Genomic DNA, 11661 nt, shown 5'->3' with positions numbered 1-11661 from the left:
TTTTCACACCACGCCCGCGCGCAGCAAATCATGCATATGTAACACACCCAGCAATTGGTCGCCATCGGCAACCAAAACAGAGGTGATATGGCGGGACTGCATCAAATTGAGCGCGTCCACCGCCAGTGTGCCAGGACGTACGCGAATACCGCCTGGCGTCATGACCTCAGCAATGCCTAAATTTCGCACATCCACGCCCATATCAAATACACGGCGCAAATCACCATCAGTAAAAATGCCTTCGATTTTCATCAGATCGTCGCAAATAACCGTCAGGCCTAAATTCTTGCGCGTGATTTCGAGCAGGGCGTCACGCAGCGTGGCCTCTTTACTCACATGCGGAATTTCATCCCCGGTATGCATGATGTCATTGACCCGCAGCAGGAGCTTACGCCCAAGCGCACCGCCAGGGTGGGAAAGCGCAAAATCCTCTGCTGTAAAACCCCGGGCTTTCAACAGCGCGACGGCCAGGGCATCTCCCATGACCAGTGCGGCGGTAGTACTGGATGTCGGTGCCAGCCCTAATGGACAGGCTTCTTGCGGCACCTTCACGCACAGATGAATGTCAGCCGCGCGGCCCATACTGCTGTCCGGACGGCTTGTCATACAGATCAGAAAGACTTTGAGTCGTTTGAGCACCGGGATCAACGCCAGGATCTCATTCGACTCACCGGAGTTCGACAGCGCGATCACCACATCCTGCGAACCGACCATACCCAGATCGCCATGCGCCGCTTCTCCCGGATGAACAAAGAAAGAAGAGGTCCCGGTACTGGCGAATGTTGCGGCCATTTTGCGGCCGATGTGACCGGATTTTCCCATTCCCATTACGACGACTTTGCCGCTGCAATAGAAAATTTTCTCGCAGGCCTGTGCAAAATCCTGATTGATGTATTGATCAAGCTGAGCCAGGCCTTCACGTTCAATTTGCAAAACGTCCCGGCCAGCCTGCTGAAAGTCGAAGCCCGGTTGCAGATCGATATGCGACATAAATGTGTGTCCAGTTATCCTGTCAAACGCGGCGTAACCCAGTACAGTAGTGCCAACCAGGTGATAAAACCGCCTAATAATAATGCGCCAGTTCCTTTGCCTGTCTGCTGCTTACGCCGCCAGCAGGTGAGGGCAAAAATGACGCTCACCAGTAACATCACGCCGTAATCTCGCGTAAAAGCCAGGCTGTTAAAATAACCCGGCGCTATCAGTGCGGGTAAACCCAGCACCAGCGTGATGTTGAAAATATTCGAGCCGATGATATTACCGATCGCAATATCGTCTTCTCCTTTACGTGCCCCGGCAATAGCTGTCGCCAGTTCCGGCAGCCCGGTCACAATGGCAATCACCGTCAGGCCGATGGTTAATTCGCTCATCGCGAAATAGTTTGCGACCACCGTGGCATTGTCTACGACCATACGCGTTGACATCGGCATAATGATGAGTGCAACGCCAAGCCACAAGAATGCCACTGACAGGCTGCCGCCACGGGGCAACTCTGCAACTTGTTCACGTGTTAGCGTATCGCTACCTTGCAGTTCAGCCAGGCGGGCGATTTTAACAATGTATACCAGCCATAGCACGGCCAGCAGAAGTAAAAACAGGCCGTCCAGCCGGGTAAGTTGCCCGTCAAACAGGACGAACCCTGCCAGCATGCTGGTTATTAACATTAGCGGCAATTCACGGCGCAGGATATCGGAATGGACGGTAAATGGATGCAGAAGCGCAGCGAGCCCAAGAATCAACAGAATATTGGTGATATTAGAGCCGAGGGCCGTACCCAGCGCCAGATCAAGCTGACCATGCATGGCGGCAGCAACGGAGACAATCATCTCCGGAAGAGAGGTGCCGATACTCACCACTGTCATCCCAATGAGTAACGGTGGAACGCCCAGACTGCGGCATAAAATCGAGGCGGCGAATACCAATCGGTCAGCGCTGTATACCACTAACAGTAAACCAATAATTAACAGCGCCGTCGCTAAAAGCATCTAAAGTCCTTTCTTGAGGTATAATCTGCCGGTCCGCAGGCTGCGATTGCCGGGGAAAACCGGGAATTTTAAGCGGCGTAGAGAATTCTTAATTTTGACTTTATGCGGCTCAAAAGTAAAACAAATGCCAGCTTTCGCTAACTCATACGGGTAATATTCTGTAAAAATGGTGGGTTCTTGCTGTTATCCGGCATCATGCTTAGACCCAATCAAGGCTTATAAGGAAGAAAGAATGAGCCAGACTGTGGCGAATCTGGTCGATATCCGTGGCGTGAGTTTCTCCCGTGGAAGTCGGCGTATTTTCGACAATATCTCGCTGACGGTGCCGCGCGGTAAAATCACCGCCATCATGGGTCCGTCCGGGATTGGTAAAACAACGTTGCTTCGTCTTATTGGTGGACAGATACCGCCAGACGCGGGTGAGATCCTCTTTGACGGCGAGAATATCCCCGAGATGAGTCGCTCCCGGCTGTTTACCGTGCGTAAACGGATGAGCATGTTGTTCCAGTCCGGCGCATTATTTACCGATATGACCGTGTTCGATAATGTCGCCTATCCGCTGCGCGAACATACGAACTTACCGACTGCGTTGCTGAAAAGTACGGTCATGATGAAACTGGAGGCGGTAGGGCTGCGCGGTGCGGCAAAACTCATGCCTTCTGAACTTTCTGGCGGGATGGCGCGTCGTGCGGCGCTGGCAAGGGCTATCGCGCTGGAACCTGATTTAATCATGTTCGACGAACCTTTTGTCGGCCAGGATCCTATTACCATGGGTGTGCTGGTGAAGCTTATCTCCGAACTGAATAGCGCGCTGGGCGTAACCTGTGTTGTCGTCTCCCATGACGTGCCGGAAGTGCTGAGCATCGCCGACTATGCGTATATAGTTGCAGACCGGAAAATTGTGGCGCAGGGCAGCGCGCAAGGCTTGCAAGAAAACGCCGACCCTCGTGTCCGTCAGTTCCTCGACGGCATTGCTGACGGCCCCGTGCCGTTCCGCTATCCCGCAGGTCAATATCAATCCGATTTATTTGAGACAGGGAGTTAAGCCACTCATGTTGTTACATGCACTGGCGTCGCTTGGACATCGCGGGATTAAGACGATCGCGACGTTTGGCCGCGCTGGTTTAATGCTCTTCAACGCGCTGGTCGGTAAGCCGGAATTTGGCAAACACGCGCCGTTGCTGGTGCGCCAACTCTATAATGTGGGTGTCCTGTCGATGCTCATTATTATCGTGTCCGGCGTCTTTATCGGCATGGTGCTTGGCTTGCAGGGTTATCTGGTGCTGACGACCTACAGCGCGGAAACCAGTCTGGGAATGCTGGTGGCACTCTCCTTGTTGCGTGAGCTGGGGCCCGTTGTCGCTGCGCTGCTATATGCAGGGCGTGCGGGGTCTGCACTGACTGCGGAAATTGGCCTGATGCGCGCGACTGAGCAACTTTCAAGCCTTGAAATGATGGCTGTTGACCCACTGCGGCGCGTGATTTCCCCTCGCTTTTGGGCGGGTGTTATCTCCTTGCCATTGCTGACGATTATCTTCGTTGCAGTTGGTATCTGGGGCGGCTCGCTGGTGGGTGTGAACTGGAAAGGAATCGACTCAGGGTTCTTCTGGTCGGCGATGCAAAATGCCGTCGACTGGCGACTGGATCTGGTGAACTGTCTGATTAAGAGCGTCGTCTTTGCTATCACTGTAACCTGGATTGCTTTATTTAATGGTTACGACGCGATCCCGACTTCTGCTGGGATCAGTCGGGCAACGACGCGTACCGTTGTGCACTCTTCACTGGCCGTTCTTGGTCTGGATTTTGTGCTCACCGCATTGATGTTTGGGAATTGAGTTCATGCAAACGAAAAAAAGTGAAATTTGGGTAGGCATTTTTCTGTTACTGGCGCTGCTGGCGGGGCTGTTTATCTGCCTGAAAGCGGCCGATGTCGCCTCTATGCGCACCGAACCGACGTATCGCGTGTACGCAACCTTCGACAACATTGGCGGTCTGAAAGCACGCTCGCCGGTCCGTATTGGTGGCGTAGTGGTTGGCCGTGTTGCGGATATTGAACTTGATCCGAAAACCTATCTGCCGCGCGTCGCGATGGATATCGAAGAACGTTATAACCAGATTCCGGATACAAGTTCGCTGGCTATTCGCACGTCAGGTTTGCTGGGTGAGCAATATTTGGCTTTGAACATAGGTTTTGAGGATCCTGAGCTGGGAACTTCTATGCTTAAAGAAGGCAGCACAATCCAGGATACGAAATCCGCCATGGTGCTTGAGGACCTGATCGGACAATTCCTTTACAACAGTAAAGGCAGTGACAATAAGAATTCTGGCGATGCGCAGTCAAAACCGCAGGATGATACTTCCAGCGCACCGTCTGCTGGTAAGACGAATTAACGAGGAGAGTTGACGCATGTTTAAACGTCTATTAATGGTTGCCATGCTGGTTATCGCGCCACTTGGGCTCGCCAACGCGGCGGAGCAAGCTAATCCGTACAAAGCAATGCAGGAAGCGGCAAAGAAAACATTTGATCGCCTCAAAAATGAGCAGCCGAAGATTCGCGCGAATCCTGATTATTTACGTGATGTGGTTGACCAGGAATTACTGCCATACGTCCAGATTAAATATGCCGGTGCTCTGGTACTGGGGCGTTACTATAAAGACGCAACCCCTGCGCAGCGCGAAGCCTACTTCGCTGCTTTCCGTGAATATCTGAAACAGGCCTATGGCCAGGCGCTGGCAATGTACCACGGTCAGACATACGAGATTGCCCCGGAGCAACCGCTGGGTGATGCCACGATCGTGCCGATCCGTGTGACTATTATCGATCCTAACGGTCGTCCGCCAGTGCGTCTGGACTTTCAATGGCGCAAAAACACGCAGTCCGGTAACTGGCAGGCGTATGACATGATTGCCGAAGGGGTGAGTATGATCACCACCAAGCAAAATGAATGGAGCGACCTGTTGCGCACCAAAGGTATCGATGGTCTGACCGCGCAGTTGCAGTCCATTTCTCACCAGAAAATTACTCTGGACCAGAAGAAATAATGACGCCGCAATTAAGCTGGGTGCGTGAAGGTGAACGGCTGGTGTTGCAGGGCGAGCTCGATCAGGATGTGCTGAATCCTCTGTGGAATGCTCGTCAGGAGGCAATGAAAGGGACAACCTGCATCGATCTTCACGCCGTATCGCGCGTTGATACTGCTGGTGTGGCGCTATTAATTCACCTGATTGCTCAGGGGAACATTCAGGGTCACCAGGTTTCACTCGAAGGGATCAGCGAGAATTTGCAGACGCTTGCAGCATTATATAATTTGCCTGCGGACGTATTGCCTCGCTAATTTTTTCAGTACGTTACTCTTTAAAGCCTCGTTTGGTATACCAACGGGGCTTTTTGCTTATTTAAGACCGCCTCACTTTCCTCTAAGATGTGGGGCTGTTTTCACTATCAGATGAAATTAACGCCCATGGAAAATCATGAAATTCAGACAGTGCTGATGAACGCACTCTCTCTCCAGGAAGCCCACGTCACTGGCGACGGCAGTCACTTTCAGGTTATTGCTGTGGGTGAGATTTTTGACGGCATGAGCCGGGTCAAAAAACAGCAGGCCGTGTATGGCCCATTAGCGGAATATATAGCGGACAACCGCATTCACGCACTCTCGATCAAAGCGTATACCCCGCAAGAGTGGGCACGCGATCGCAAACTAAACGGTTTTTGAGCTACGGGTATTACGCCCGCAGCGCGTGTGAATTCTTAACAGAGATCAGATGAATGGATAAGTTTCGTGTACAGGGGCCAACCCGGCTCCAGGGCGAAGTCACAATTTCAGGTGCTAAAAACGCCGCGTTACCGATCCTTTTTGCCGCACTGCTGGCAGAAGAACCGGTAGAGATCCGCAACGTTCCGAAACTGAAAGACATTGATACCACCATGAAGCTGCTGAGCCAGCTGGGTACCAAAGTTGAACGCAACGGTTCAGTCTGGATCGATGCAAGCAAGGTTAACGTATTCTGCGCACCTTACGATCTGGTCAAAACCATGCGTGCCTCTATCTGGGCGCTGGGACCACTGGTCGCGCGTTTTGGTCAGGGACAGGTTTCCTTACCGGGGGGCTGTGCCATTGGCGCGCGTCCGGTAGATCTGCATATCACGGGTCTGGAACAGCTTGGTGCAGAAATTAAGCTGGAAGAAGGTTATGTCAAAGCGAGCGTTAATGGTCGCCTGAAAGGCGCGCATATCGTCATGGATAAGGTCAGCGTCGGCGCGACCGTCACCATCATGACGGCGGCAACCCTGGCTGAGGGGACAACTATCATCGAAAACGCCGCGCGTGAGCCGGAAATCGTTGATACTGCAAACTTCCTCAATGCGCTGGGGGCGAAAATAAGCGGTCAGGGTACCGACCGTGTCACCATTGAAGGCGTTGAGCGTCTGGGCGGCGGTGTCTATCGTGTGCTGCCGGACCGTATTGAAACAGGTACCTTCCTGGTGGCTGCCGCAATCTCTGGCGGCAAAATCGTCTGCCGTAACGCGAAACCCGATACCCTTGACGCCGTGCTGGCTAAGCTGCGCGAAGCCGGTGCGGAAATCGAAGTGGGCGACGACTGGGTAAGCCTGGATATGCATGGTAAGCGTCCGAAGGCCGTCAACGTGCGCACTGCGCCGCACCCGGCGTTCCCGACAGACATGCAGGCACAGTTCACATTGCTGAACCTGGTTGCGGAAGGCACGGGTGTGATCACCGAGACGATCTTCGAAAACCGTTTTATGCACATCCCGGAACTGATTCGTATGGGCGCGCATGCGGAAATCGAAAGCAACACCGCGATTTGTCACGGCGTTGAAAAACTCTCCGGCGCGCAAGTGATGGCGACCGACCTGCGCGCGTCTGCAAGCCTCGTGCTGGCGGGTTGTATTGCGGAAGGGACGACAATCGTGGATCGTATTTACCATATCGATCGCGGTTACGAACGCATTGAAGACAAGCTGAGTGCGCTGGGCGCCCATATTGAGCGCGTAAAAGGCGAATAATCTCTCTTTGCACTAAAACCCCCAACCCGTTTCGGGAAGGGGGTTATCCTGTTTATTTTGGCTTCCTTTGCCGCATCATGCTGGTTCTGTCGATAAATTCATGGGTTACGGGATCGTGATAGCGCGATGGCCATATCACCCAGGGATCGGTATCCAGCGCGCGGGCAATGATGAGCTCTCCTTTTGGCCAGGAGCGTGTTAGCGCGTTCGCCAATGTCGATGAACTCAAACCACACTTGCGTGATTCTGCGGCCAGTGATGTCCCTTTTTTGTGCAGTCCGGCAATGATATCCGCCGGGTGCCAGTCAATGAATTTACTTTCCATTTTCTCTCCCTGGTGAAAGCCATTAAAACGCTATGGCAATATTCTATTGCTTAACATGCCTATATAAGAGCTTTTGCTCTAAAAAGTTCAAGTAAGAGTAATAGCTTTAAGAATCCATCAAGGCTGCAAAACGTGGATTTTTGAATCTAAGTTGATTTTTATAGGAACTTATTGGCGCTTTCCCGTTGCCAGCGGGAAAGCGAGGTGATCAGTGATCGCGTTGGACCGCGATATGGGCCAGGCCAATGAGGGCTTCACGCCATGGGGAGTCCGGAAGAATCTGTAGAGCAGCGATAGCTTTATCCGCCTCTTCCTCCGCGCGACGACGCGTCCATTCCAGCGAACCACAGGCTGCCATAGCTTCCAGAACAGGTTCCAGAAGATGTCGTCCGTTGCCCTGCTCAATGGCTTCACGAATCATTTGTGCCTGCTCTGCAGTGCCATTGTGCATCGCATGCAGCAAGGGGAGAGTCGGTTTACCTTCGTTGAGGTCATCGCCGGTGTTTTTACCCAGCGTTTCACCATCTGCACTGTAGTCCAGCAAATCATCGATGAGCTGGAAGGCAGTACCAAGATAGCGGCCATAATCCTGCAACGCTTTTTCTTGTGCGTCACTGCAACCCGCCAGTAAACCAGAACACTGGGCTGCCGCTTCAAACAGACGCGCGGTCTTGCTGTAAATTACGCGCATGTAGTTCTCTTCGGTGATGTTCGGGTCATTGACATTCATCAACTGCAGAACTTCACCTTCGGCTATTACATTCACCGCTTCGGACATGACTTCCAGTACTTTTAGCGAGCCAAGGCTGGTCATCATCTGAAAGGCGCGGGTGTAAATAAAATCACCGACCAGTACGCTGGCCGCGTTACCAAACGCAGCGTTAGCGGTAGCTTTGCCGCGGCGCATATCTGATTCATCCACAACATCGTCGTGAAGCAGCGTCGCCGTGTGGATAAATTCGATTAACGCGGCGATGGTCACATGCGCGTTGCCTTCGTAGCCAACGGCACGCGCTGCCAGTACGGCAATCATTGGACGGATACGTTTACCGCCGCCGCTAACAATGTAATAACCCAACTGGTTGATTAGCTGAACATCAGAGTTGAGCTGTTGCAGGATTGTCGCATTAACACCCGCCATATCTTGCGCGGTTAACTCATTGATTTTTTCTAAATTCATCGCAAAAGCCGGGCTTTCAGTCCTGTTTACCACATATCAAAATGGGATAACGAAGGGTTACGGGTTAGAATAGTATTGTTGATTGTACTGAAAAAACGCGCCAGATAAACGTTACCCTACGCATTGTGTTTTTTTTCTGCATGGATTGACGATCGCTCTTGTCAAAGGCTCGCGTTTTGCGTAATATTCGCGCCCTATTGTGAATATTTATAGCGCACTCTGAATCACACGATGATGTGCGCGGAAGCGGAGTTTTTTATGTACGCGGTTTTCCAAAGTGGTGGTAAACAACACCGAGTAAGCGAAGGTCAGACCGTTCGCCTGGAAAAGCTGGACATCGCAACTGGCGAATCTGTTGAATTCGCTGAAGTTCTGATGATCGCAAACGGTGAAGAAGTCAAAATCGGCGTTCCTTTCGTTGATGGCGGCGTAATCAAAGCTGAAGTTGTTGCTCACGGTCGTGGCGAGAAAGTTAAAATCGTTAAGTTTCGTCGTCGTAAACACTATCGTAAGCAACAGGGCCATCGTCAGTGGTTCACTGATGTGAAAATCACTGGCATCAGCGCCTAAGACCTGAGGAGTAGATTTAAATGGCACATAAAAAGGCTGGCGGCTCAACTCGTAACGGTCGCGATTCAGAAGCTAAACGCCTCGGCGTTAAGCGTTTCGGTGGCGAATCCGTTCTGGCGGGTAGCATCATCGTTCGTCAACGTGGCACCAAATTCCACGCTGGTACTAACGTAGGTTGCGGTCGTGACCACACTCTGTTTGCTAAAGCAGACGGTAAAGTGAAATTTGAAGTTAAAGGCCCGAACAACCGTAAATACATCAGCATCGTTGCTGAGTAAGTTTTTCGTGGTCCGGTAACGGATGAAAGCCCCGCAACACGTTGCGGGGCTTTTTACATTAGAAGTCCGGAAAAGTTTCTGTAGGGAAAACGGGCATGAAGCAGCAGGCTGGCATTGGTATTCTTTTGGCGCTCACCACCGCAATGTGTTGGGGTGCACTGCCAATTGCAATGAAACAGGTGCTGACAGTGATGGAACCCCCGACGGTGGTGTTTTATCGCTTTCTAATGGCGAGCATTGGCCTGGGGGCCATTCTGGCCGTTAAAGGCAAGCTTCCACCGCTGCGTATCTTTCGTAAGCCGCGCTGGCTGGTAATGCTGGCTATTGCGACGGGCGGTCTGTTCGGTAACTTCATCCTGTTTAGTTCTTCCCTGCAATATCTTAGCCCCACGGCGTCCCAGGTGATTGGTCAGCTTTCACCGGTCGGCATGATGGTAGCCAGCGTCTTTATCCTGAAAGAGAAGATGCGCGGGACGCAGGTGATAGGCGCAATTATGTTGCTTTGCGGTCTGGTCATGTTTTTCAATACCAGCCTGATAGAAATTTTTACCAAACTGACTGACTACACCTGGGGCGTTATTTTCGGTGTCGGGGCTGCAACGGTTTGGGTCAGTTATGGTGTCGCGCAAAAAGTATTATTGAGGCGTCTGGCTTCACAACAGATACTCTTTTTGCTGTACACTTTATGTACGATAGTGTTACTGCCGTTAGCCAGGCCCGGAGTGATTTCCCAGCTCAGCAACTGGCAACTTGCGTGTCTGTTTTTTTGTGGCCTGAATACACTGGTTGGCTATGGCGCGCTGGCGGAAGCAATGGCGCGCTGGCAGGCCGCGCAGGTAAGCGCGCTCATCACCCTGACGCCGCTGTTTACGCTGTTTTTTTCAGATTTATTATCAATGGCCTGGCCCGATGTTTTCGCCAGACCGATGTTAAACCTTATCGGTTATCTCGGTGCGTTTGTCGTGGTTGCGGGAGCAATGTATTCCGCCATTGGCCATCGTCTTTGGGGACGCTGGCGCAAGCGCGAAGTGATTGTCACTTTGCCCCGCTCAGGCGAATGAGTTACGGAGAGTAAAATGAAGTTTGTTGATGAAGCGGTCATCCTGGTCGTGGCGGGTGACGGTGGTAACGGTTGTGTGAGCTTCCGTCGCGAAAAATACATTCCTAACGGTGGCCCGGATGGCGGTGACGGTGGTGATGGTGGCGACGTCTGGCTGGAAGCAGACGAGAACCTGAACACCCTGATTGACTACCGCTTTGAAAAATCTTTTCGCGCTGAACGTGGGCAGAACGGTCAAAGCCGTGACTGCACGGGTAAACGCGGTAAAGATGTGACGGTGAAAGTACCCGTGGGTACGCGTGTGATTGACCAGGGCACTGGCGAAACCATGGGTGATATGACCAAACACGGTCAGCGTCTGATGGTGGCGAAAGGCGGCTGGCACGGTCTGGGTAATACCCGTTTCAAATCATCCGTTAACCGTACGCCGCGTCAGAAGACGATGGGTACGCCGGGTGATAAACGCGACCTCATGCTGGAGCTGATGCTGCTGGCGGATGTGGGGATGCTGGGTATGCCGAATGCGGGCAAATCGACTTTCATCCGAGCGGTCTCTGCGGCAAAACCTAAAGTGGCTGACTATCCGTTTACCACGCTGGTGCCAAGCCTTGGCGTCGTGCGTATGGATAACGAAAAAAGCTTTGTTGTCGCGGACATCCCGGGGCTGATTGAAGGGGCATCTGAAGGTGCCGGTCTGGGCATTCGCTTCCTCAAGCATCTTGAGCGCTGCCGCGTATTGCTGCATCTGATCGATATCGATCCGATTGATGGCTCTGATCCGGTTGATAACGCGCGGATCATCATTGGCGAGCTGGAAAAATACAGCGAAAAACTGGCGGCTAAACCGCGTTGGCTGGTCTTCAATAAAATTGACCTGATGGACAAAGCCACAGCAGAAGCCAAAGCCAAGGAGATCGCCGAAGCATTGGGCTGGGAAGATAAATATTACCTTATCTCTGCGGCCAGCCAGCAAGGTGTTAAGGATCTCTGCTGGGATGTGATGACCTTTATCATCGAAAATCCGATCACTCAGGCGCAGGAAGAGAAGCAGCCAGAGAAAGTCGAGTTTATGTGGGACGATTACCACCGTCAGCAGCTTGAAGAAAATGAAGAAGACGACCTGGACGATGATGACTGGGACGAAGATGACGAAGAAGGCGTTGAGTTCATCTATAAGCATTGACTCTGCTACTTCCCCGCAGGCGCAAGCCTGACGGGGTTACAGGCACTCTGAGC

The 11661-nt window shown here is 52.3% G+C and carries 15 protein-coding genes; 11 read left to right on the top strand and 4 right to left on the bottom strand.

Going from position 1 to position 11661, the window contains the following annotated elements:
• Nucleotides 1-3: 3 nt before the first annotated feature.
• Nucleotides 4-990, bottom strand: coding sequence for an arabinose-5-phosphate isomerase KdsD (gene kdsD / locus ABIB59_RS14145; RefSeq protein ID WP_039077455.1), 987 nt, complete (start codon nt 988-990; stop codon nt 4-6).
• 14 nt (nt 991-1004) lie between these two features.
• A complete protein-coding gene (locus tag ABIB59_RS14140) occupies nt 1005-1982 on the bottom strand; it encodes a calcium/sodium antiporter (protein WP_125123812.1) in 978 nt (325 codons plus the stop codon).
• Between the two features lie 232 nt (nt 1983-2214).
• Here ABIB59_RS14140 and mlaF point away from each other — a divergent pair, with 232 nt between their 5' ends.
• The 7 genes from mlaF to murA all read left to right on the top strand — a co-directional run bounded on the left by mlaF (nt 2215) and on the right by murA (nt 7012).
• Nucleotides 2215-3027: a phospholipid ABC transporter ATP-binding protein MlaF gene (gene mlaF, locus ABIB59_RS14135; RefSeq protein ID WP_335256953.1), complete on the top strand. Its 813-nt coding sequence runs from the start codon at nt 2215-2217 to the stop codon at nt 3025-3027.
• A gap of 7 nt (nt 3028-3034) precedes the next feature.
• Nucleotides 3035-3817, top strand: a complete 783-nt coding sequence (gene mlaE / locus ABIB59_RS14130; protein ID WP_039077458.1) for a lipid asymmetry maintenance ABC transporter permease subunit MlaE — start codon at nt 3035-3037, stop codon at nt 3815-3817.
• Nucleotides 3818-3821: 4 nt separating this feature from the next.
• Complete coding sequence (gene mlaD, locus ABIB59_RS14125) at nt 3822-4373, top strand: outer membrane lipid asymmetry maintenance protein MlaD (protein ID WP_039077459.1); 552 nt, start codon at nt 3822-3824, stop codon at nt 4371-4373.
• Nucleotides 4374-4389: 16 nt separating this feature from the next.
• Nucleotides 4390-5025 carry a phospholipid-binding protein MlaC gene (mlaC, locus tag ABIB59_RS14120; protein WP_039077460.1) on the top strand — a complete coding sequence of 212 codons (636 nt, stop codon included), beginning with the start codon at nt 4390-4392 and terminating at the stop codon, nt 5023-5025.
• Entirely contained in the window at nt 5025-5318 is a 294-nt protein-coding gene (gene mlaB, locus ABIB59_RS14115; RefSeq protein WP_354035838.1) for a lipid asymmetry maintenance protein MlaB, read from the top strand. The genes mlaC and mlaB overlap by 1 nt, the downstream gene beginning before the upstream one ends.
• A gap of 126 nt (nt 5319-5444) precedes the next feature.
• On the top strand, nt 5445-5699 hold the full coding sequence (ibaG, locus tag ABIB59_RS14110; RefSeq protein ID WP_039077462.1) for a BolA family iron metabolism protein IbaG: 255 nt from the start codon (nt 5445-5447) through the stop codon (nt 5697-5699).
• Nucleotides 5700-5752: 53 nt separating this feature from the next.
• On the top strand, nt 5753-7012 hold the full coding sequence (gene murA, locus ABIB59_RS14105; protein ID WP_039077463.1) for a UDP-N-acetylglucosamine 1-carboxyvinyltransferase: 1260 nt from the start codon (nt 5753-5755) through the stop codon (nt 7010-7012).
• A 52-nt stretch (nt 7013-7064) separates the two neighbouring features.
• On the opposite strand, the gene sfsB is transcribed toward murA, so the two are convergent.
• Nucleotides 7065-7337 (bottom strand): DNA-binding transcriptional regulator SfsB, encoded by a 273-nt coding sequence (gene sfsB, locus ABIB59_RS14100; RefSeq protein WP_039077464.1) that lies wholly within the window; start codon nt 7335-7337, stop codon nt 7065-7067.
• 208 nt (nt 7338-7545) lie between these two features.
• The gene (gene ispB, locus ABIB59_RS14095) at nt 7546-8517 is read right to left on the bottom strand and encodes an octaprenyl diphosphate synthase (protein ID WP_039077465.1); all 972 of its coding nucleotides are present in this window, start codon (nt 8515-8517) and stop codon (nt 7546-7548) included.
• A 258-nt stretch (nt 8518-8775) separates the two neighbouring features.
• Here ispB and rplU point away from each other — a divergent pair, with 258 nt between their 5' ends.
• The 4 genes from rplU to cgtA all read left to right on the top strand — a co-directional run bounded on the left by rplU (nt 8776) and on the right by cgtA (nt 11608).
• Nucleotides 8776-9087, top strand: a complete 312-nt coding sequence (gene rplU, locus ABIB59_RS14090; protein ID WP_003025032.1) for a 50S ribosomal protein L21 — start codon at nt 8776-8778, stop codon at nt 9085-9087.
• A 20-nt stretch (nt 9088-9107) separates the two neighbouring features.
• Nucleotides 9108-9365 (top strand): 50S ribosomal protein L27, encoded by a 258-nt coding sequence (rpmA, locus tag ABIB59_RS14085; RefSeq protein ID WP_003861831.1) that lies wholly within the window; start codon nt 9108-9110, stop codon nt 9363-9365.
• A gap of 95 nt (nt 9366-9460) precedes the next feature.
• Nucleotides 9461-10426 carry a DMT family transporter gene (locus tag ABIB59_RS14080; RefSeq protein ID WP_354035832.1) on the top strand — a complete coding sequence of 322 codons (966 nt, stop codon included), beginning with the start codon at nt 9461-9463 and terminating at the stop codon, nt 10424-10426.
• Between the two features lie 15 nt (nt 10427-10441).
• Complete coding sequence (cgtA, locus tag ABIB59_RS14075) at nt 10442-11608, top strand: Obg family GTPase CgtA (RefSeq protein WP_039077467.1); 1167 nt, start codon at nt 10442-10444, stop codon at nt 11606-11608.
• Nucleotides 11609-11661 lie beyond the last annotated feature (53 nt).

The organism is Citrobacter sp. UYEF32 (assembly GCF_040546205.1).
GTDB classification, from domain to species: domain Bacteria; phylum Pseudomonadota; class Gammaproteobacteria; order Enterobacterales; family Enterobacteriaceae; genus Phytobacter; species Phytobacter diazotrophicus.
Note: the sequence above shows the minus strand (reverse complement) of the source record. Positions and strands in the feature narration are given on the sequence as shown.

Excerpts from the sequence above, each read along its gene's own strand:
- rplU (WP_003025032.1), top strand. The coding sequence starts at position 8,776 with ATGTACGCGGTTTTCCAAAGTGGTGGTAAACAACACCGAGTAAGCGAA.
- rpmA (WP_003861831.1), top strand. The coding sequence starts at position 9,108 with ATGGCACATAAAAAGGCTGGCGGCTCAACTCGTAACGGTCGCGATTCA.
- mlaF (WP_335256953.1), top strand. The coding sequence starts at position 2,215 with ATGAGCCAGACTGTGGCGAATCTGGTCGATATCCGTGGCGTGAGTTTC.
- kdsD (WP_039077455.1), bottom strand. The coding sequence starts at position 990 with ATGTCGCATATCGATCTGCAACCGGGCTTCGACTTTCAGCAGGCTGGC.
- ispB (WP_039077465.1), bottom strand. The coding sequence starts at position 8,517 with ATGAATTTAGAAAAAATCAATGAGTTAACCGCGCAAGATATGGCGGGT.
- murA (WP_039077463.1), top strand. The coding sequence starts at position 5,753 with ATGGATAAGTTTCGTGTACAGGGGCCAACCCGGCTCCAGGGCGAAGTC.
- ibaG (WP_039077462.1), top strand. The coding sequence starts at position 5,445 with ATGGAAAATCATGAAATTCAGACAGTGCTGATGAACGCACTCTCTCTC.
- sfsB (WP_039077464.1), bottom strand. The coding sequence starts at position 7,337 with ATGGAAAGTAAATTCATTGACTGGCACCCGGCGGATATCATTGCCGGA.
- mlaD (WP_039077459.1), top strand. The coding sequence starts at position 3,822 with ATGCAAACGAAAAAAAGTGAAATTTGGGTAGGCATTTTTCTGTTACTG.
- mlaC (WP_039077460.1), top strand. The coding sequence starts at position 4,390 with ATGTTTAAACGTCTATTAATGGTTGCCATGCTGGTTATCGCGCCACTT.
- mlaE (WP_039077458.1), top strand. The coding sequence starts at position 3,035 with ATGTTGTTACATGCACTGGCGTCGCTTGGACATCGCGGGATTAAGACG.
- mlaB (WP_354035838.1), top strand. The coding sequence starts at position 5,025 with ATGACGCCGCAATTAAGCTGGGTGCGTGAAGGTGAACGGCTGGTGTTG.
- ABIB59_RS14140 (WP_125123812.1), bottom strand. The coding sequence starts at position 1,982 with ATGCTTTTAGCGACGGCGCTGTTAATTATTGGTTTACTGTTAGTGGTA.
- cgtA (WP_039077467.1), top strand. The coding sequence starts at position 10,442 with ATGAAGTTTGTTGATGAAGCGGTCATCCTGGTCGTGGCGGGTGACGGT.
- ABIB59_RS14080 (WP_354035832.1), top strand. The coding sequence starts at position 9,461 with ATGAAGCAGCAGGCTGGCATTGGTATTCTTTTGGCGCTCACCACCGCA.